Raw genomic sequence first — 20,003 nt, 5'->3', positions numbered from 1 at the left:
CCGCAAGGCAAGGCCAAGCAGATCGGAGAGCAGTCATGAATATCCTCATTCTCGGCAGTGGTGGGCGCGAACACAGCCTGGCCTGGGCGGTGATGCAGAACCCCAAATGTGACCGTCTGATCGTGGCTCCGGGTAATGCCGGGATCGCGCAGATTGCGGAGTGTGCCGCGCTGGATATCGAGAATGGCGGGGCGGTTGTCAGCTTTGCCGAGGCAAACGCGATTGATTTCGTGATCGTTGGCCCCGAGGCCCCTCTGGCCGCCGGTGTGGCGGATCGTCTGCGCGAGGCGGGTGTGCTGGTGTTCGGTCCCTCGGCAGCAGCGGCACAGTTGGAGGCCTCGAAAAGCTTCACCAAAGAGATTTGCGATGCGTCCGGTGCGCCAACGGCGGCTTACGCGCGGTTCACCGAGGCTGAGCCGGCGAAAGACTACATCCGTGCTCAGGGCGCGCCGATTGTGGTCAAGGCCGACGGTTTGGCTGCGGGCAAAGGCGTGATCGTAGCAATGGACGAGCAAACCGCGCTGGAGGCCATCGACGATATGTTCGGCGGTGCGTTTGGCGGGGCCGGGGCCGAAGTGGTCATCGAAGAGTTTATGGAGGGTGAGGAGGCTTCACTTTTCGTATTGTGCGACGGTGAGGACATCCTGTCCGTCGGCACTGCGCAGGATCACAAGCGTGTGGGCGAGGGCGATACCGGCCTCAACACTGGCGGCATGGGCGCCTATTCCCCGGCGCCGGTTCTGAGCGCCGAGATTGAAGCTCGTGCGATGGAAGAGATCATCAAGCCAACCGTAGCCGAGATGAAACGGCGCGGGATGCCGTTTCAGGGCGTTCTCTATGCCGGTCTGATGATCAAGGACGGCCAGCCGCGTCTGGTGGAATACAACGTACGCTTCGGCGATCCGGAGTGTCAGGTTTTGATGATGCGCCTAGGCGCGCAGGCGATGGACCTGATGCACGCGGCCGCCGAAGGCCGACTGGGCGAAGCACAAGTGAACTGGGCGGACGATCACGCCCTGACCGTTGTGATGGCGGCGAACGGGTATCCGGGGTCGTATAAAAAGGGCAGCGTGATCAATGGGCTGGCGGATTTGCCTGAGGATAGCGGGAACATGGTATTCCACGCCGGAACCAAAGCCTCTGACGGGCAGGTATTGGCCTCGGGTGGTCGTGTCCTGAACGTCACCGCGCGGGGTGGTACGCTGCAGGAAGCGCGGGATCGCGCCTATGCAATGGTGGACGGTGTCGATTGGCCGGACGGGTTCTTCCGTCGCGATATCGGCTGGCGGGCGCTCTGATTCCAAAGGCTCCCGCGCCCTGACGCTGCATCAAAGATGCAACGCCAAAGGCCTTGGGCCGGGCAGCCCGCTGGTGCGGGCTGCGGGCGGGCTAATGTGAGCAGTTCAAGGCTTGTTTCATTGCCTTGCCGCTATACAGGGACAAGGTCCGTGTTTTCCAACCCTTATCGTGGCTGACGCTGACGATCTGTCGCCAGTCGGCGCTGACCACGATCATTTCAGGGCCAGAGCCGCAATCTCTGATCCCGCCAGTGATGAAGTCTTCGCCGATGCGATGGTTGGTCATGCCGGGCAGGGAGGCGACCTCGACCAGATCACCATCTCTGAAACGCCAAATGCGCAGGGTCTTGGCCAGATGAGGCCGATCAATATAGGCGATTTCCACGTGACCGTCGCCGTCCAGATCGTCCGCGCCAATCGGGGCCAGCCAGCGAAAGCGGGTGCCGATATGAGGTGTGGCGGCGATTTTCTTCCCGCCTCTGTCATAGATCGCCAGTTGAGCGCCTGTCTGATTGTGGGATTCGACGACGATGACCTCTAGCGTGCCATCCAGGTCGATATCTACCAGCCTTGGCGCCAGGTCTTCAAACACTCGATCCGAGGGCAGCCGGATGGTGAGCGTGCTGCCTTGGATCGTCAGTTCCAGCGCGCCGTACTCGATGTTATCGCCCAAGACCCCGTGCGCATAGCGTGTGGTGGGTTCTGTAAAGCGGGCGCTTGTGACTGTTTCGGCAATCGCTAGTGCTCCTCCCGCCAGCCACAAGCTCAACGCTAGCAGTGCGCCGCGTGCCTGACATTGCCACAGGCGGGCGGGCAGGCGCGGCGCTTTGGGGGTCATCAGATCTGTTTTTCGGGCATCTGTACGACCAGACCGTCCAGTTCATCCGTGACCTTGATCTGGCAGGTCAAGCGCGAGCGGGCAGGGTCGGGCTCGTAGGCAAAGTCCAGCATGTCCTCTTCCATGTCGTCCTTGGCCGGAACTTTCTCGACCCAGTCGGGGTGGAGGTAGACATGGCAGGTCGAGCACGCACAGGCGCCGCCGCAATCGGCCTCGATGCCGGGGATGTTGTTGTCACGGGCGCCTTCCATGACGGTCAGCCCATTGGCGACCTCGACTGTGTGTTCGGTACCGCTGTGCTCGACATAGGTGATCTTTGCCATTGCGTGCGTCTTCCTTTTTCGATTGTCGAATTCTTCCTTAGTGAAGGCATTTAGGTCTTTCCAGCCTCATTTGCGACTCATCACGCCGCGACTGGACTTTCCTGCCGTTTGTTCTATTTTTGTTCTCATGCTTATTGCCCCTGTTCGCCCCGCGGTTTCAAACCGGGACTGGCCGCGCCCGCCTGCCTGCCTGCCCGCCGAGCGGCTGGACGACCCGCCCGAGGGCGCGCGCGTTACCGTGGCCGGGCTGGTGATCCTGCGGCAGAGGCCGGGGACGGCCAAAGGGGTGATCTTTGTCACGCTTGAGGATGAGACCGGCATCGTCAACGTGGTGGTCTGGCGTAAAATCTATGAGCAATTCCGGCGCGCGGTGATCTCGGGGCGGTTGCTGCGCGTGACGGGGCGGATGCAGAAAGCCGACGCGGTCATCCATGTGATCGCGGAAGAGATCGAGGATATCTCGGGGATGCTGGATGTGCTGGTGCGGGGAGAGGGATAGGTTCGCTATGCGGGCGAACCGGACATCTACGCTCGTTGCTTTGATGTCCGGTTACCTTGCTAGCCCACAAGCGGGGCGTTGTTGATCGCGCTGACATCTTCCATGATGTCAAAGATATGGTCAGCGGTCACCGTGATCCCGATCGCTTCTAAGCGCTTCACATGCATCGCTTTGTAGGTCTCAAGATACTCGCGGTTCCGGAACAGATAGGTGGATCCGTAGTGGGTGGTGCCCTCTTCGGTGGTCCAGATTTTCCAGATGATGCCGGGCTCTTCGGCAATACTCTCGGCAAGTTGCTTTGTTCCCGCGAGAAACTCGTCGGTGATGGGACCGTCATACACCATATGCAGATCCCAGATTTTCAGCGTGCTCATGGTTTGGCTCTCCTAGGCGTGGTGGTTGAGGTTGTTAACGTGCGTTCAGTGGTTCTTGCCAAGCTGCGCAAAGCTCAGGATGGCAAGCAGTGCAAAGAAGATTGGATCGGACCATCCAAACCCGGTGAATATCCCTGTCAAACAGGCATAAAGCGTGATGATGACGCCAAGCACGTTGGTCCACATCAGGCCGATCAGGATTTTTTGGGCGGTGTCGCTGCCGTCGTCAGCGTCCCGAAACAGAAAGCTGATGATCCCGACGCCGCCCAGAAAGATCGAGTTATGCTGGGACAGGAACACCGCGTATTGGTCGTTAAGCTGTAGGCCATAGTTCGGCCAGAGAACAGCCGGGGCAAAGAACAGCGCTAGGGCGAAGAAAATGTATATAACGCCATGCGCGGTCAAGAAGGTTCTGTTTGACATGTTCAGTCTTTCTGGGGTTGGGGCAGTTTTTTGCGGAGCTGATTGAGTGTCTTGATAATCTCGCGTTTGTTTTGTGCGCTGAGACGTCCGAATATTTGTTCCAAAGCGCAATTGTGGATCGGCAGGAAATCCGCCACCTTTTGGCGCCCCGCGGGTGTCAGGCGCAGCACCCGCGCCCGCTTGTCATTTTCATCCACCGTCTTCTCTACAAAACCGGCTTGGATCAGATTCCTGACCACGACGTCCAGATTGCCAGAGGTGGACAGCGTTAGCCGCATCAGGTCATTGATCGACAACGCCCCCTTGTTGCTGAGCGTTTCCAGCGCATCCCATTGGGATGCTGTCAAACTTGCTGAACGAAAAACCGGCCCCATCGCGCGCAAGAACAATTGCTGACTGCGCAGCAGGGAGAGCACGATGGCCTGGTTTTCTCGGTTGTGATTTTCGTGTTTCATTGCACCCATATATCCCTAGTTAGGGATAAATCAAGGCGAAACGAAATTTCCCAGAAAACAGCCATTCACTCGTTGCGAAGAATCCGTGGCAAAGGACTCGGAACTGACATTGGATCAACGAGCCTTACCGCTTAAACAAAACCCCTTGCGATTGCTTGTCCCGGTGATCCCCACGCAATTCCGCATGTAGCGCGCGTCCGGCCTGAACACCCGGGCGGGCGCTGACGGCCTCAAGCCAGCGGGTGAAATGGGGTTTGTCGTCCAGTACCTGCTGCTGGCCCTCCCACAGGCTGGCCCAGCCCCAGATCGATATGTCGGCGATGGAATAGAAATCACCCGCGACGTATTCGTTTTCGGCCAGCCGCCGGTCGAGCACGCCGTATAGACGCCCGACCTCGGCGCGATAGCGGTCTTGTGCGTAGGGCAGGTCCTGCGGCGGGTCCAGTTGTGGGGCGTATTTCAGGAAGTGATGCGCCTGACCGGCCATCGGGCCAACGCCGCCCATCTGCCACATCAGCCATTCTTCGACAGCGATCCGGTCGCGCTCGGTTTTGCCGTAAAACCGCCCGGTCTTGCGGGCCAGATACATCAGGATCGCGCCGCTTTCGAACACCGAGACCGGCGCGCCATCCGGGCCATCGGGGTCAATGATGGCGGGCATCCGGTTGTTCGGGGAAATTCGCAGGAATTCGGGGTCGAACTGATCGCCCTTGCCGATGTTGATCAGATGGGTGGTGTAGGGCAGCTCCATCTCTTCCAGCGCGATGGATGCCTTCCAGCCGTTTGGCGTGGGCCAGAAATACAGGTCGATCATGATGCCTCCTCAGCTTGAAGGGATCATGAGGCTTTCTGTGCAAACGGCAAGAGAGCTTTGGATTGGGGCAGCGCAAAAAGCCGTGACCAGCGGCGCGTGGGTGCCTTTGGCAATGCCAGAGCATCTGCCTGGGGTGTTTGGCATCGTCGGGGCGATATTTGTACCCGTGGGTCATGATGATGCCCGCCCCCCGGATGTCGGGCGTTTGCTGCGAGGTGCCTAGTGGAGATCGCGGGCTGCGGTGCAGGGCGAACGTGTCGCCGATGGCATTGCTCTGCCTCGCACAAGATGTTGTGGTGCCGATGTGACGCAACGCTATGATGCTTTGGTGAATGGACGGTTACAGAACCGTGACGATGCCGTTGCAAGGGTTGACGCATCCGCAACCGCGGCGTAATGGCAACCACACCACGTGGCGATTTGTTACCGGATTGCGGGCCACGCTAAACAACACCGCTAAAAGGTCAGGATGAAAGGCCCCTTTCGCTTGACCGCGTCTGGGGTTTTTTTGATGCCCTTGCCAGACAAGGGTCGAGAGGAATGACATGAGCGAGAGCTGGAACAAACGCACCCAAGCCGTCCATGGCGGTATCCGTCGCAGCCAATACAATGAAGTGTCCGAGGCGATCTTTCTGACGCAGGGCTTCGTCTATGAAAACGCCGAACAGGCCGAAGCACGGTTTATCGAGACCGGCCCGGATGAGTTCATCTATGCCCGTTACGGCAACCCGACCGTGTCGATGTTCGAACAGCGCATTGCCGCGCTGGAAGGGGGCGAGGACGCTTTTGCCGCCGCGTCCGGCATGGCGGCGGTCAACGGTGCGCTGACCTCGATCCTGAAGGCGGGTGATCACGTCGTGTCCGCCAAGGCCCTGTTCGGGTCATGCCTCTATATTCTGGAAAACATCCTGGCCCGCTATGGCGTTGAGGTCACCTTTGTCGACGGCACCGATCTGGACGCGTGGAAGGCGGCAATCCGGCCGGACACCAAGGCGGTGTTCTTTGAATCCATGTCTAACCCGACGCTTGAGGTGATCGACATTGCCGCCGTTTCCAAGCTGGCCCATGCGGTCGGGGCGCTGGTGGTGGTGGACAACGTCTTTTCCACCCCGGTCTTTTCGCGCGCGATTGAGCAGGGGGCCGATGTGGTCGTCTATTCCGCGACCAAGCATATCGACGGGCAGGGGCGTGCTCTTGGCGGGGTCATCATCGGCACCAAAGAGTTCATCCGCGGCACAGTTGAACCCTATATGAAACATACCGGCGGCGCGCTCAGCCCGTTCAGCGCGTGGATCATGCTGAAGGGTCTGGAAACCATGGCCCTGCGGGTCAACGCGCAAGCCGAGACCGCGCAGACCGTGGCCGAGGCACTGGAGGGTCACGCCGCGCTGGAGCGGACGCTGTATCCGGGGCTGAAAACCCACGCGCAGAATGCGCTGGTTCAGACCCAGCTTGGCGGCAAGGGCGGTACGGTGCTGTCGCTGGACATCAAGGGCGGCAAGGACGCGGCATTTGCGTTCCTGAACGCGCTGACTATTCCGGTGATCTCGAACAACCTTGGCGATGCCAAGTCGATTGCGACGCACCCGGCCACCACGACGCATCAGCGGCTGAGCGATGAGCAGAAGGATGAGCTGGGCATCACGCCGGGTCTGATCCGCCTGTCCATCGGTCTTGAGGACGCAGGCGACCTGCTTGCCGATATCAGCCGCGCATTGGACGTTTCTCAACAATAACGGCGCCCATTTGCCTGTTACAGCCGTTTCGAACTTGACGATGAGGGGCACAAATAGCGTGTCCCTCACGTAAATTCGATCCGGGCTGTGTTTCGACGCGTATACAGTTACACTGGAAAACGCGCCGAAGCTGTATATAGTCCGGCGACCAACCCGAGGAGCCCCGATCGATGAACGTGCACCCCCGCAGCATTGATGACGCACCTGACCATGATGAGGCCGCCGCCGCGCTTAAAACGCTGCGCAAATGGGCCGAAACCGCGACCGAGGCCGAGATCAGCCAGCTTGATCCCGCCATTGCGCGTCTTGTGCCGGGGCTGGTTCCGACGAATTACCCGTCGCTGTCGCGGGAATATCCCGAAGGGTTTGAGGTCGATGACGCCTATCGCGCGACATTGCCCGATCTTCAAAACGGCCCGTCCAGCCTGATCCGCGGGGCGAAACAGCAGATTCAGCATGTGGGGATATCGAATTTCCGCCTGCCGATCCGGTTCCACCGCAAGCACGGTGACGACCTGACGTTGGAGACATCCGTGACCGGCACGGTCAGCCTTGAGGCTGAAAAGAAGGGCATCAACATGTCCCGGATCATGCGCTCGTTCTACAAACATGCCGAGCGCACGTTCAGCTTTGAGGTCATGGAGGCCGCGCTGAACGACTATATGACCGATCTGGACAGTTTTGATGCGCGTATCCAGATGCGGTTTTCCTATCCGGATCGGGTGAAAAGCCTGCGTTCGGGTCTGGAAGGATACCAGTATTACGACATCGCGCTGGAACTGGTCGAACAGAACGGCGTGCGCCAGAAGATCATGCATCTGGACTATGTCTATTCCTCGACCTGCCCATGCTCGTTGGAGCTGAGCGAACATGCGCGGTCCACGCGCGGTCAACTGGCGACGCCGCATTCGCAGCGGTCCGTCGCGCGGATTTCGGTCGTTGTTGATTGTGAGGCCGATTGCCTGTGGTTCGAGGACCTGATCGCGCTTTGCCGTCGCGCGGTGCCGACAGAAACGCAGGTTATGGTCAAGCGTGAGGATGAACAGGCATTTGCCGAGCTGAACGCAGCCAATCCGATCTTCGTCGAGGACGCCGCCCGCCTGTTCTGCGCCGAGCTTCTGGCCGATCACCATATCGGGGATTTCCGCGTTGTGGCCAGCCATCAGGAAAGTCTGCACAGCCATGATGCGGTATCGGTTCTGACCGAAGGTCCGACCTTTGTGTCGGCCAGCCTGGACCCGCGCCTGTTCTCGACCCTTTTTCACATCGGATGACTAAAAAAGGCGCATCTGAAGTCTCGAAATTAGACAAAATGGCGAACTTTCGCCGCACCGCAGCGAAAAAAGCTGCGGCCGCATTTTCTTTGACGTAAAGTAAAGGGGATTGCAGCCGTGGTTTGCGCGCTTGTCAGCCGTATTGCCGCACTGAGAGGAAGCCGAGACGTGAGACGCCCCGGGACTTCGAGCCTTGGCAATCCGCCCCAGACATCAGGGCGGAGCAGGGTGCTTCTTCCCTTTGAAGGTTGCATCGCTTTCACAGGAGAAACGACTAATGAATCCGATTACCCAGCCGCTGGAATTTCAGGCGGCGGCCATCCGCATGGCCGGCTACGCGGTTAGCAACCAACTGAAGATTATGCAAATTCTGGCCACTTCGGCCATGGAGTTGCCGTTTGCGCCGGTACACGCTCTGCACGCGTCATCCGCACGTCCGGCGCCAGCTGCTGCAAAGCCCGAGTTCAAGTCCAAAGCGACCGCAGCCAAGCCCAAACCGGCGGCGGCGCCGAAGGCCAAGCCGGTCGCACGTGCCAAAGCGGCGGTGAAGCCAAAGGCCGAATCGCCTAAACCTGACGCAGCCAAAAAGGCGGCCGCTCCGGCCAAGAAGACGGCTGCCCCTGCCAAGGCAACGGCTGCTCCCGCGGCATCAAAGCCCGCAAACGCAGCAAAACCGCAAGAGGCCAAACCGGCAGTTGCCGCGCCCAAGCCCGCAAGTCTTGCGGCGACGGCAAAGCCTGCGGTTGCCAAGCCGGCACCCAAGGCACAGGCGCCCAAGCTCGTTGCGGCAAAAACAGCCGCCAAACCTGCGGCGCCCAAGGCCACGGCAAAAGCTGCATCGCCTAAACCGGCGGCCCCCACGACCGTAAAGAAGACTGCGGCACCTAAGGCTCCGGCAAAACCTGCCGCCGCCAAGCCTGCCGCGCCCAAGGTACAAGCAGCGAACATCGCAGCCCCGAAGGCTGAGGTCGCCAAGCCGGTTGCACCTGCGGCCAAACCTGCGGCACCGGTGGCCAAAACGGTGGCCCCTAAGGTAGAGGCCAAGCAGGTCGCACCCAAGGTAGAAACCGCGGCGTCTCAACGCCGGACGCGTGCGCCTTCGAAGCCGCCCGCAATGCCCACACCTGCCAGCAAAACGGACGAGTAAACGGGACATCCGCTTGACACCGTCGTGCAGGCGCGACAACGCTGCGCCTCATGACGGACATGCGCCCGGTTGGATATGTGATTGGCCTGTTGGTCGCCATTCTTGGGGCGACCATGATGCTGCCCATGCTTGCGGATCTCATCGAAGGTCGGGGCGAGTGGCACGTATTTCTGGAAAGCGGTGTTATCACCATGCTGACGGGCGTTGTCCTGTCCATCAGCTGCTCGAACGGGGTGGGCGAAGGTCTGACGATCCGTCAGACCTTTTTACTGACCACCGGCGTCTGGGTGGCGCTGCCGCTTTTCGGCGCTATCCCGTTCTTGTTCGGTGAGACCGAACTGCGCTTTGTCGATGCCTATTTCGAGGCCATGTCAGGGCTGACCACCACCGGTTCCACCGTTATTTCCGGTCTCGATGACCTGCCACAGGGTCTGCTGCTGTGGCGTGGCGTGCTGCAATGGCTGGGCGGGATCGGCATCATTGTTGTCGCCATGGTGTTCCTGCCTGAGCTTCGGGTTGGAGGCATGCAAATCTTCCGCTCGGAAGGATTTGAAACCATGGGGAAAATCCTGCCGCGCGCGCAGGAAATCGCGGGCCAGATCTCCCTGATCTATGTCTTCCTGACCTTTGTTTGTGCACTGGTCTATGCTGGTCTGGGGATGGGATTCTTTGATGCCGTCGTTCACGCGTTGACGACAATTTCGACCGGCGGGTTTTCCAACTATGACGCGTCCTTTGGCACATTTTCTGGCCCGGCGGAATACGCGGCCTCGGTGTTCATGATCCTCGCTGCGCTGCCGTTCGTGCGCTATGTCCAGTTCGCCAATGGCAATACAAGTTCTTTGTGGCAGGACAGCCAGATACGCACCTTTCTGGCTACGATTCTGGTGCTGGTCGTGATCATGGCCGTGTTTCTGCTGAGGGTCTTTCCGCACCATTGGGAACAGGCCTTCCGCGAGTCACTGTTCAACGTCACCTCGATCATCTCGGGCACCGGCTATGCCAGCGTTGATTACATGTTGTGGGGAAGTTTCCCGGTCATGCTATTCTTTCTGATCGGTCTGATCGGAGGTTGCGCGGGCTCGACCGCCTGTTCGATCAAGGTGTTCCGCTATCAGCTGTTGTTTGCCTCGATCAAAACCCAGATTCAGCGTATCCGCTCGCCGCATGGCGTATTTGCGCCGCGTTATGACGGGCGAACGATCGGGCCGGATGTTCTGACTTCGGTCATGAGCTTCTTCATGTTCTTCGTGGTGTCGTTGGGCGTGCTGGCCTGGGCGCTGGCGCTGACGGGGCTGGACTTCATAACGTCGGTCTCAGGCGCGGCGACAGCGCTGGCCAATGTGGGGCCGGGGCTGGGCGATCAGATCGGCCCGGCGGGCAATTTCGCCAATCTCAACGACACGGCCAAGTGGTTGCTGTCCATTGGTATGCTGGTCGGGCGGCTGGAACTGCTGGCCGTCTACGCGCTGTTTACTGCCCAATTCTGGAGAAGTTGATGAGAAGACCTCTGGGCGCCCAGATTTCACATATGTTGAAGGACCGGGGCGTTGACGTGATTTTCGGCATCCCCGGCGTTCACAACCAGGAAATGTATCGGGGCATCGAAGAGGCGGGTATCACGCATGTTCTGGCCCGTCATGAACAGGGGGCAGGGTTTATGGCCGACGGCTATGCCCGTGCAACCGGCAGGCCGGGCGTGGCGTATGTGATCACCGGGCCGGGGCTGTGCAACATCATGACGCCAATGGGGCAGGCCTATTCGGATTCAGTGCCGATGCTGGTGATGTCATCCTGTCTGGACGAGACTGACGCCGTACAGGGCCAGTTGCACCAGATGAAGGATCAACGCGGTGCCGCCGAAACCGTGACGGATTGGTCCCGTCAGGCCAATACGGCTCAAGCGGCTTATGGGCTGGTCGAGCGTGCCTTTGAGGAATTCGAACTCTGCCGCCCGCGCCCCAAGCATATTCAGGTGCCAATTGCCCAGCTTGAGGCCGGGGCCGATCCGGCGCCATTTCCCAATCAGCCCGGTTTGCGGTCCAAGGTGGTGCCGCCTGATCTGGCGCCGCTCATGTCCTTGCTGAATATCTCGCGCCGACCGCTGTTCATTCTGGGCGGAGGGGCGCGGTCAAACTTATGGCGGCAAATTCTGACGCAGTTGGGGGCCGCATGTTTCACCACCTATACCGGTCGAGGGATGGCAGGGCTTGGCTATGCGCTGGATTTCGGCGCCACGCTGCCGCGTCCAGACAGTGCCGATGTCATAGGGTCCGCCGATCTGGTGGTTGCGGTGGGGGCAGAGCTGGGTGAGGTTGACCTGTGGCGCGACACGCTGGGGCACACCTCTCATCTGGTGCGGGTCGATCTGGATCCGCAGGTTCTGTCCGACCATCACCGCGCGGGGATCAAGCTGCAGTTAGATGGTGAGAGCTTTGCCCATGCCCTGTGGGCGTCGATTGGCGCCGTTAAACCGGCAACGGGCTGGACGTTGGAAGAGGTCGCCGAGGCCCGCAAACGCTGGCGGGCGGAATCCGATGCCGAACGTCCTGGGATCGTGCCGGTGCTGGACGCCTTGCGCGACGCAATGCCGGCCGACACGATGATCTATTCCGACATGACCCAGTTCGCCTATGTCGCGAAAGAGGTCTGGGACATGGCTTACCCCTATCATTGGCACCATCCGACCGGGTTCGGTACGCTGGGCTATGCGCTGCCTGCCGGGATCGGGGGCGCGGTCGCGCGCCGGGGCAAACCCACCGCCGTGATCGCGGGGGATTACGGGTTTCACTACACGATGATGGAGCTGGGCGCAGCGGTTGAGCTGGGCCTGTCTCTGCCGATCATCCTGTGGGACAACGGCAAGCTGAAAGAGATCGAAGACAGCATGGTCCTTGGCCAGATTGCCCCCAGCGCTGTGGTGGCGCGCAACCCTGATTTCTGCAAACTGGCCGAGGCCTTTGGGGCCTTGTCCGCCGCTCCGGGTAGTCTGGAAGAGATGCAGGCAGCTGTACGAGCCGCGTTTCATGCCCCGGTTCCGACACTGATCCGGGTGACCCCGGACATCGCCTAGCAAGAAAAAACGCCGCCCGAAGGGGCAGCGTCTTTCGTTTTGTAGATCAGTTTAGTCCCAGCAATGCACCAGCACGGTCATTCCGTTGGCCCGTCTGCTGAGCTCATTGGGTGAAACCTCGGCGGTTGATTGGCTGGGCTGACCAGATACACCGGCCTTTTCCAAAGCTTCATTCAAGCGGTCTGCAGTTGCCGCCAGACTGACCGAAGCGGGCAGGGTGCGCCCCTCGGACGGGGTGGGCAGCAGCATGCCGACAACTTGTCCATTGTCGTCGAAGACCGGGCCGCCCGCGTCGCCGGGTTGCGCCGCCAATGCAAGGCGTTTCACGCCGTCCTCACCATCCAGGCCCCGCACATCGGTGATCTGGCCGTAGGTCAGCGTTGGTGCACCCAGCGCGCCTTCATATGAGAAACCCGACACCGCGACCTCGGACTGAATGCGCGGTTTGTCGGCGCTGAACTCGGCGATGCCGATCGGCACAAGACTGCGTCGAGGGCGCAGCACGGCCACGCCAAGATCGGTATCTGCCCAGGCCACTTGAACCTCCTGATCGTCGTTCAAGGTGATGCGGGTACAGCTGTCCGTGGCCTCTGACACGGTCAGAACCGTGCCGTTTGCATCGGTGAAGAAACCGGACCGGGACAAGCGGGGCTTGCGCACTTGCAGGCCCGAGACCAGATCGATCCGCTGATCGGCATCCGCTCCGGCATCGGCGTCAAGTACGGCGTCATTTGTGGTGAAGCTGGCCTTAATCGCGGCCAGAACCCGCGCGCGGCGGGCCTCATCACCTTCGGGCCAGACCAACGTAAAGCCCTTGATCTGGTCGCCTTTCAGCGCTGCTTCAGTGTAGGACACGATCCCGTTGCCACGACCCTCCAGCGTGAAACGGTCACCGCGCAGTTGCCGCGGACCGTCCAGAGGCACAATCTCCAGCGATTGCATCACCTCAAAAAGTGCGCGCAGGGTGGATTTGTTGCCCTGTTGGCTGATCAACAGCGCCTTGGCGTTCAGATCGCTGGTGCCTTTGAAATGCGCAAAGGGGGCCTCGTAGCGGTCAAAACCGATGACGCCCAGGGGCAGGTCCAGATCGATGCCGGCCTGCGTGTCGGAATGGCGCTCCATGCCGACACTGATCAGCGGGGCGTTATAGTCGTCCATCAGAGCCGTGCGCTGCGCCGTGGTCAGAACTCCGGTGGGCTCATAGCCGCTGAACCGCTGCCAGTCCCCCATCGAACGGCGGGTGCCCGCACCAAACGCGCCATCGATGGTCGAGTTATAGAACCCTGCGGCCTGCAGGGCGGTTTGCAGATCCTTGCGCTCCTGCGCTGTCAAAACGCGTTCGGATTGCAGCGCCTGCGACCGCGTCTCATCCGAAGGCTGAGGGGTCAGCCCGGCGGTGGATTGGTCGGGCTGCGGTGTGGGCTCGACCGGCGGGGTCACCGCGCCTTGGCCCTGAGAGCTTGAACCAACGGGCCAGAATTGCTGAGCCAGAGAATTCGAGAATGCGATGTAGCTGTCTGCCGGAATCTGCCCCTCGGCCCGGTAAACGCGCAGAACCTGCTCAGCGTCACTGCGCAAATAAGGCCCGATAACAATGGCATACCAGCCAGAGTTCAGGCGGAACCCGTTCACGTCTGGCAGAACGTTTGCATAGGCTTGCGCGCGTTCCTGCGCCTGTCTCAGCGTCGGTCGGGCTTCGACCTGTACCCAGACGCCTGCCTCCTGCTGTGCAAAAACGGCGCGCGTGCCGAAGAGAAATAGAAACAAAATTGCAGTGATTACTCGTGTCATTGTCTGCCCGTATCCGCAGTGTTTTGGCTTTGCCGCAGACTAAGCGATTTGACCCGCGGAAAGCCATGCCCGGAGAACGGGGAATTTCCAGTGTGGCTGTGCAGTGACAGCCGGGGCCCATTGGCCCGTTGACGCCCCTTGGCCCCTTGCATAGGAAGGACAAAACCGACCGGAACCGGGCGCGGATGTGCCCAAAGGGAATGTCATGACCGAACCGTCCAGAGCACCACGTTCTTTTCAGGAAATTATCCTGCGTCTCCAGACCTATTGGGCCTCGAAGGGCTGCGCAATCCTACAGCCCTACGACATGGAGGTTGGTGCGGGTACGTTCCACCCGGCGACCACTCTGCGCGCTTTGGGGTCCAAGGCATGGGCTGCGGCTTATGTGCAGCCGTCGCGTCGCCCGACTGATGGCCGCTATGGTGAGAACCCTAACCGGTTGCAGCACTATTATCAGTATCAGGTGCTGATCAAACCCAGCCCGCCGGATCTGCAGGAACTGTATCTGGGTTCGTTGCAGGCCATCGGCATCGACATGAATCTGCACGACATTCGGTTTGTCGAGGATGACTGGGAAAGCCCAACGCTGGGCGCCTGGGGCCTGGGTTGGGAGGTTTGGTGTGACGGAATGGAAGTCAGCCAGTTTACATATTTCCAGCAAGTCGGTGGCCATGACTGCGCGCCGGTTTCGGGCGAACTGACTTATGGTCTAGAACGGTTGGCGATGTATGTGCTGGGCATCGATCATGTGATGGACATGCCCTTCAACGACCCTCAGTCACCGAGCCCGCTGAGCTATGGCGACATCTTCAAACAAACCGAAGAGGAATACGCCCGCTGGAACTTTGACGTGGCCAACACCGAAGTTCTGCTGCGCCATTTCGAAGAGGCCGAGGCCGAATGCGCCGCCATTCTGGCGCAGGAACATGACGACCCCAAAACCGGCAAACGTATCGTCATGGCGCACCCCGCCTATGACCAGTGCATCAAGGCCAGCCATGTGTTCAACCTGCTGGACGCGCGCGGCGTGATCTCGGTGACCGAGCGGCAAGCTTATATCGGTCGGGTTCGGGCGCTGGCCAAGCAATGTGCCGATGCGTTCCTGCTGACCGAGGCCGCCGGGTTTGAGGCCTGATGGGGCGCTCAGGCCAATCCGGGCAAAAGCACTTTCAGGCCATCCGCGATCATGCTGATTGCGATGGCCGACAGGATCATGCCCATGAAGCGGCTCATGATCACGCGGGCATTGGCCGACAATCGCTTGGCCAAGGCAGACGCGTTCCAGAATGTGATGAACAACAAGAACAGCACAGCCAGAAAGACGCCTGCGTAGATAACGGTGTCCATCGGCTTGGAAATGTGGTGCGCGTACAGGATCAGTGTCGTGATCGTGCCGGGCCCAACCAGAATTGGGAAAGCCAGCGGGTAGAAGGCAACCGTGGCGGGTTCGGGGTAGGCTTGCTTTTCCCCCTCGGTTCCGTGATGCGTGGTGCTTTCTTTACCGCTCAGCATGTTCAAGCCGATCATCAGAACGACCAGACCACCCGCGACACGCAGATCATCCACGCTGATCCCGAACAGACCCAGCGTCTGGTTGCCAATGGCCGCGAAAGCACCGCCGAGGATCAGGCAGTACGTCGCCGTCTTTGCAGCCACCTTGCGCTGGTCGGCAGGGGTCAGGCCGTCGGTGACGCTCAGGAAAACGGGCAGGTTGGTGATCGGGTTCATGATCGCAAACAGCGCGCCGAAGAACCCAACGGCAAGGGTCATGTCCATTCCAAAAACCTCGTTCCGGCCTGTATCAATCTGGAAACTGGCTCATTTCCCATAAAGTTGAAAGAGGTCGCGTGATCAGGATGTCGAAAAGATGACCGGAAAACTGCTTGCACTCATCCTCGTCTTGTCTGCGGCCGTGGCCGGTGTTGGCATGTATTACCTTCAGGTCTATGGGTTCTATTACGATGTCGAACCTCAGCCGGGTGCGGATGTGTCCCTGTGGGTCGAAGGAACAGAAGACCCGCAGCCGATCCCGTATTCGGCGTTTCAGGCGATTGACGCCGACAGCTCTCCGATCCGGTACCGGGCGTGTTTTGAAACCGATTTGACGGCCCAGGATCTGGCGACATTCCAGCGGGTGGAAAACCCCGAACCGTTGACCGCGCCGGGTTGGTTTGGCTGCTACGATGCTGTGGCCATCGCCGAGGCCCTTAAGTCGGGGCAGGCCCAGGCGTTCATGGGGGCCAAGAACATTCATTACGGGGTCGACCGCATCGTTGCGATCACCACGGATGGTAGGGGCTATGTCTGGCACGCGCTGAACAATTGCGGCGAAAAGGCCTATGACGGAACGGTTGTCGGCGAGGAATGTCCGCCCCGGCCCGAAAGCTGAGAGTGTCATGACCGATGCAGCGATCCACATTCCCGGTTTTCTGACCGCCACGCTTGGCATTGCGGTCTACCTGATTGGGGCTGAGATCAACGCGCGGATCGCTCTGCTGCGTCAGTTCAATATCCCGGAGCCTGTCACTGGCGGGTTGCTGGCTTCTTTTGTTTTGCTGTTTCTCTATCTCATGGCGGGGCTTGAGCTGGTTTTCGACCTCGCCTCGCGCGATTTCCTGCTGATCGTGTTCTTTGCCGGGATCGGATTGAACGCGCGGCTGGCCGATCTGATTTCCGGCGGCAAGCCATTGTTGCTGCTTCTCATTTTGACCCTGGTGACAATCGTTGCGCAGAATGCCGTTGGGGCTGTCGGGGCTATTGCCTTTGGATATCCGGCTCAGGCAGGGGTTCTCTTTGGTTCTGCCTCTTTGATCGGCGGGCACGGTACAGCTATCGCCTGGGCCCCCGACGTCGGCGCGGTCACCGGGCTTGAGGGCGCGACCGAGTTGGGCGTGGCTGTGGCGACGCTTGGTCTTGTTCTGGCTGCGCTGGTGGGTGGGCCGATTGCCCGCTTGCTGGTCGAGGGCAGGAACCTGACGCCGGATCGCCCGGACGAAGAGCACACGGTCGGGTTGCCGGATGATGCGGCCGAGGCCGAAACCAGGATCGATCACCTGACCATCATGCGCGTGTTGCTTTACCTGAATCTGGCGATCATCTTCGGTGTTCTTCTGAACGAGGCAATCGTCGCCACCGGGCTGAAACTTCCTTTGTTCGTACCTTGCCTCATCATGGGTATCGTCATCGCCAACCTGCGCGCAGTATTGGCCCCCAAAGCGCGGCCGGTTTCGCGAACGCCCTCACTGGCGCTGATCTCCGAGTTTTCGCTGGGCGCGTTTCTGGCTATGTCGCTGATGAGCCTGCAGCTTTGGACCATTGCAGAGCTTGGCCTGGCCATCGTTGTCATCATGGCCGCCCAGACACTGTTTGCCGTGGCATTTGTGATCTGGGTGCTGTTCCCGGTGATGGGTGGGAACTACCGCGCCGCCGTTCTGTCTGCCGGGTTCGGCGGCTTTGCCCTGGGTGCGACGCCGACCGCAATTGCCAATATGACCGCAGTTACCAAGCGATATGGTCCGTCACCTATTGCCTTTATCGTGCTGCCCCTTGTATCCGCCTTCTTTGTGGACATCGCCAATGCCATCGTCATTCAGACGATCGTCAATTTCTAAGGACCGAGTATGCCCGACCTGTTGATCGAACTGTTTTCCGAAGAAATCCCCGCCCGTATGCAAACCCGCGCGGGCGAGGACCTGAAAAAGCGGATCACCGATGGTCTGGTCGAGGCTGGCCTGACCTATGCCGGGGCTGCCGCCCTGACGACGCCGCGCCGCCTGACCCTGGCGATCGAAGGCCTGCTGTCCGAGAGCCCCACTATCCGCGAGGAACGCAAAGGCCCCAAGGTCGGCGCGCCGGACAAGGCCATCGAAGGGTTCCTGCGTGGCGCTGGCCTGACCCGCGATCAATTGGAAGAGCGCGACACGCCCAAGGGCGCGGTCTACTTTGCCACCATCGAGAAAGCCGGGCGCCCGGCGGCCGAAATCGTGGCCGAAGTGCTTGAGGCCACCATCCGCAACTTCCCGTGGCCCAAGTCCATGCGCTGGGGCAGTGGCCCGCTGCGCTGGGTTCGCCCGCTGCACTCGATCCTGTGTATCCTGACCGATGAGGCGGGCGCGCAAGTCGTGCCGCTCGAGGTTGATGGCATCACATCTGGCGACACCACCGCAGGGCACCGTTTCATGGCGCCCGACCGGTTTGCGGTCACGTCGTTCGATGATTACGCCGCCAAGCTGAAGCGCGCCTTTGTGGTGTTGAACCCCGCCGACCGGGCTGAACACATCTGGAACGACGCGCAGAACATGGCCTTCGCCGCCGGGCTGGAAGTGGTTGAGGACAAAGGCCTGCTGGCCGAGGTCGCTGGTCTGGTCGAATGGCCCGTGGTGCTGATGGGGCAGATCGACGACGAATTCCTGAACCTGCCGCCCGAGGTGCTGCAGACCTCGATGAAAGAGCACCAGAAATTCTTCTCGGTCCACAATCCCAAGACCGGCCGGATTGAACGTTTCATCACCGTCGCCAACCGCGAGACCGCCGACAATGGCGTGACCATTCTGGCGGGGAACCAAAAGGTTCTGTCGGCGCGTCTGGCCGATGCGAAGTTCTTCTGGGAGAACGACCTGCGCACCGTCAAATCCGACGGGTTCGAGCCATGGGTGGAAAAGCTGGACACGGTGACCTTCCATGCCAAGCTGGGCTCGCAGGGTGAGCGGGTGAACCGCATCGCGACGCTTGCGCATGAACTGGCCCCGGCGGTGGGGGCCGATCCGGCGCTGGCGATGATGGCCGCGCAGGCATGCAAGGCGGATTTGTCGTCCGAGATGGTGTTCGAATTCCCCGAGCTGCAGGGGCTCATGGGCCGCTACTACGCCGAGGCCGCTGAAATGCCTGCTGAAGTGGGGCAGGCGAGTGAGGAGCATTACTCGCCGCTGGGTCCGTCCGACGACGTGCCGACCGCGCCGGTTTCCGTGGCTGTGGCGCTAGCGGACAAGCTGGATACGCTGACCGGATTCTGGGCGATTGATGAGAAACCCACCGGGTCGAAAGACCCGTTTGCCCTTCGCAGGGCGGCGTTGGGGGTTATTCGGTTGATTTTGGAGCGGAACATTGCGTTCTCACTGAAGCGGTTGATCGAAACCTCTCTTCGGGGGGTTCTTGGGGATTGGGCGGTTGACCGTAAATTCGCACTCATGGACAGTCTAGTTCCAAGTATCAAGGGTAGCGATCCGGCTGGCGTTTATACGTTTGATAACTACTCTGGATGGGAACATGATGATCTAGCTGTTGTTTGGGAACGGTATATTGGACTTGGTGTTGTCGCCCGCAAGGACTTCGGAGAAATTTGGAACGGGGAAGTTCACGGGTTCATCTGTGAATATGATGAACGTGAGCATCATGTGTTTAAGCTCGGAGACTTGATAGACAATCTCCTCTCTTTCTTCCACGACCGCCTCAAAGTCTTCCTACGCGACGAGGGTATCCGTCACGACATCATCGACGCCTGTATCGCGATGGAGGGGAATGACGACCTCAACCTGCTGGTCAAACGCGCCCGCGCTCTGAACGCGGTGATTGCGACTGAGGACGGGGAAAACCTCGTGCAAGGGTTCAAGCGGGCCAATAACATCCTGACACAGGCCGAAGAGAAGGACGGCGTCGAATACTCCTATGGGGCGGATGTGAAGTTTGCTGAGACGGACAGCGAAAAGGCGCTGTTTGCCGCTTTGGATGGGGCGCAAAAAGAGATCGACACTGCCTTAAAGGCCGAAGATTTTCCGTCGGCCATGTCCGCAATGGCTGTGCTGCGTGGTCCGGTGGATGCGTTTTTCGAAGATGTTCAGGTCAATACCGACAACGACATCCTGCGCCGCAACCGCCTGAACCTGCTGAGCCAAATCCGTCAGGTCTGCTCCAGCGTCGCCGACCTCAGCAAGATCGAAGGCTAAGCCAGAACGCCCTTGC

At 60.1% G+C, this 20,003-nt stretch carries 19 protein-coding genes and 1 riboswitch; of the genes, 11 read left to right on the top strand and 8 right to left on the bottom strand.

Translation table 11 applies throughout. The features are described 5' to 3' along the window. Positions 1-35: 35 nt before the first annotated feature. Positions 36-1,298, top strand: a complete 1,263-nt coding sequence (gene purD, locus ACR0NT_RS02600; RefSeq protein WP_170670989.1) for a phosphoribosylamine--glycine ligase — start codon at positions 36-38, stop codon at positions 1,296-1,298. A 91-nt stretch (positions 1,299-1,389) separates the two neighbouring features. On the opposite strand, the gene ACR0NT_RS02595 is transcribed toward purD, so the two are convergent. Further along, complete coding sequence (locus ACR0NT_RS02595; protein WP_170670991.1) at positions 1,390-2,136, bottom strand: FG-GAP repeat domain-containing protein; 747 nt, start codon at positions 2,134-2,136, stop codon at positions 1,390-1,392. Next, positions 2,136-2,459, bottom strand: coding sequence for a 2Fe-2S iron-sulfur cluster-binding protein (locus tag ACR0NT_RS02590; RefSeq protein WP_170324526.1), 324 nt, complete (start codon positions 2,457-2,459; stop codon positions 2,136-2,138). The genes ACR0NT_RS02595 and ACR0NT_RS02590 overlap by 1 nt, the downstream gene beginning before the upstream one ends. 127 nt (positions 2,460-2,586) lie before the next feature. On the opposite strand from ACR0NT_RS02590, the gene ACR0NT_RS02585 reads away from it, so the two are divergent. Then, positions 2,587-2,958 carry an OB-fold nucleic acid binding domain-containing protein gene (locus tag ACR0NT_RS02585; protein WP_170441757.1) on the top strand — a complete coding sequence of 124 codons (372 nt, stop codon included), beginning with the start codon at positions 2,587-2,589 and terminating at the stop codon, positions 2,956-2,958. A gap of 59 nt (positions 2,959-3,017) precedes the next feature. On the opposite strand, the gene ACR0NT_RS02580 is transcribed toward ACR0NT_RS02585, so the two are convergent. From ACR0NT_RS02580 to ACR0NT_RS02565, 4 genes are all read right to left on the bottom strand, one after another. Next, positions 3,018-3,332 carry a monooxygenase gene (locus tag ACR0NT_RS02580; RefSeq protein ID WP_170441760.1) on the bottom strand — a complete coding sequence of 105 codons (315 nt, stop codon included), beginning with the start codon at positions 3,330-3,332 and terminating at the stop codon, positions 3,018-3,020. A 45-nt stretch (positions 3,333-3,377) separates the two neighbouring features. Further along, positions 3,378-3,755 carry a hypothetical protein gene (locus ACR0NT_RS02575; protein ID WP_170441763.1) on the bottom strand — a complete coding sequence of 126 codons (378 nt, stop codon included), beginning with the start codon at positions 3,753-3,755 and terminating at the stop codon, positions 3,378-3,380. A 2-nt stretch (positions 3,756-3,757) separates the two neighbouring features. Then, the gene (locus ACR0NT_RS02570) at positions 3,758-4,219 is read right to left on the bottom strand and encodes a MarR family winged helix-turn-helix transcriptional regulator (protein WP_170670993.1); all 462 of its coding nucleotides are present in this window, start codon (positions 4,217-4,219) and stop codon (positions 3,758-3,760) included. A 115-nt stretch (positions 4,220-4,334) separates the two neighbouring features. Further along, entirely contained in the window at positions 4,335-5,024 is a 690-nt protein-coding gene (locus ACR0NT_RS02565) for a glutathione S-transferase N-terminal domain-containing protein (RefSeq protein WP_170441770.1), read from the bottom strand. 402 nt (positions 5,025-5,426) lie between these two features. After that, a riboswitch (SAM riboswitch) is annotated at positions 5,427-5,504 on the top strand. A gap of 65 nt (positions 5,505-5,569) precedes the next feature. On the opposite strand from ACR0NT_RS02565, the gene metZ reads away from it, so the two are divergent. From metZ to ACR0NT_RS02540, 5 genes are all read left to right on the top strand, one after another. Beyond that, on the top strand, positions 5,570-6,760 hold the full coding sequence (gene metZ, locus ACR0NT_RS02560) for an O-succinylhomoserine sulfhydrylase (protein ID WP_170441773.1): 1,191 nt from the start codon (positions 5,570-5,572) through the stop codon (positions 6,758-6,760). 170 nt (positions 6,761-6,930) lie between these two features. Continuing rightward, on the top strand, positions 6,931-8,034 hold the full coding sequence (folE2, locus tag ACR0NT_RS02555) for a GTP cyclohydrolase FolE2 (protein ID WP_170670995.1): 1,104 nt from the start codon (positions 6,931-6,933) through the stop codon (positions 8,032-8,034). A 277-nt stretch (positions 8,035-8,311) separates the two neighbouring features. Then, on the top strand, positions 8,312-9,181 hold the full coding sequence (locus ACR0NT_RS02550) for a hypothetical protein (RefSeq protein WP_170670997.1): 870 nt from the start codon (positions 8,312-8,314) through the stop codon (positions 9,179-9,181). Between the two features lie 50 nt (positions 9,182-9,231). Beyond that, a complete protein-coding gene (locus ACR0NT_RS02545) occupies positions 9,232-10,680 on the top strand; it encodes a TrkH family potassium uptake protein (RefSeq protein WP_170441781.1) in 1,449 nt (482 codons plus the stop codon). Beyond that, positions 10,680-12,254, top strand: a complete 1,575-nt coding sequence (locus tag ACR0NT_RS02540) for a thiamine pyrophosphate-binding protein (RefSeq protein WP_170670999.1) — start codon at positions 10,680-10,682, stop codon at positions 12,252-12,254. Before ACR0NT_RS02545 ends, ACR0NT_RS02540 begins: the two co-directional genes overlap by 1 nt. A gap of 51 nt (positions 12,255-12,305) precedes the next feature. On the opposite strand, the gene ACR0NT_RS02535 is transcribed toward ACR0NT_RS02540, so the two are convergent. Continuing rightward, positions 12,306-14,045 carry a serine protease gene (locus ACR0NT_RS02535; RefSeq protein ID WP_170671001.1) on the bottom strand — a complete coding sequence of 580 codons (1,740 nt, stop codon included), beginning with the start codon at positions 14,043-14,045 and terminating at the stop codon, positions 12,306-12,308. A gap of 205 nt (positions 14,046-14,250) precedes the next feature. On the opposite strand from ACR0NT_RS02535, the gene ACR0NT_RS02530 reads away from it, so the two are divergent. Further along, positions 14,251-15,180, top strand: a complete 930-nt coding sequence (locus tag ACR0NT_RS02530) for a glycine--tRNA ligase subunit alpha (protein WP_170671003.1) — start codon at positions 14,251-14,253, stop codon at positions 15,178-15,180. An 8-nt stretch (positions 15,181-15,188) separates the two neighbouring features. Here the strand turns inward: ACR0NT_RS02530 and ACR0NT_RS02525 are convergent, their stop codons facing one another. Then, positions 15,189-15,821 (bottom strand): MarC family protein, encoded by a 633-nt coding sequence (locus ACR0NT_RS02525; RefSeq protein ID WP_170671005.1) that lies wholly within the window; start codon positions 15,819-15,821, stop codon positions 15,189-15,191. A gap of 91 nt (positions 15,822-15,912) precedes the next feature. Here ACR0NT_RS02525 and ACR0NT_RS02520 point away from each other — a divergent pair, with 91 nt between their 5' ends. The 3 genes from ACR0NT_RS02520 to glyS are packed head-to-tail and all read left to right on the top strand — an operon-like array spanning position 15,913 to position 19,987. Next, a complete protein-coding gene (locus tag ACR0NT_RS02520) occupies positions 15,913-16,434 on the top strand; it encodes a DUF6446 family protein (protein ID WP_170671006.1) in 522 nt (173 codons plus the stop codon). A 7-nt stretch (positions 16,435-16,441) separates the two neighbouring features. Beyond that, entirely contained in the window at positions 16,442-17,656 is a 1,215-nt protein-coding gene (gene gltS, locus ACR0NT_RS02515; protein WP_170671009.1) for a sodium/glutamate symporter, read from the top strand. Positions 17,657-17,665: 9 nt separating this feature from the next. Next, on the top strand, positions 17,666-19,987 hold the full coding sequence (gene glyS / locus ACR0NT_RS02510; RefSeq protein ID WP_170671011.1) for a glycine--tRNA ligase subunit beta: 2,322 nt from the start codon (positions 17,666-17,668) through the stop codon (positions 19,985-19,987). Positions 19,988-20,003 lie beyond the last annotated feature (16 nt).

This window comes from Ruegeria sp. AB10 (genome assembly GCF_056542745.1).
Note: the sequence above shows the minus strand (reverse complement) of the source record. Positions and strands in the feature narration are given on the sequence as shown.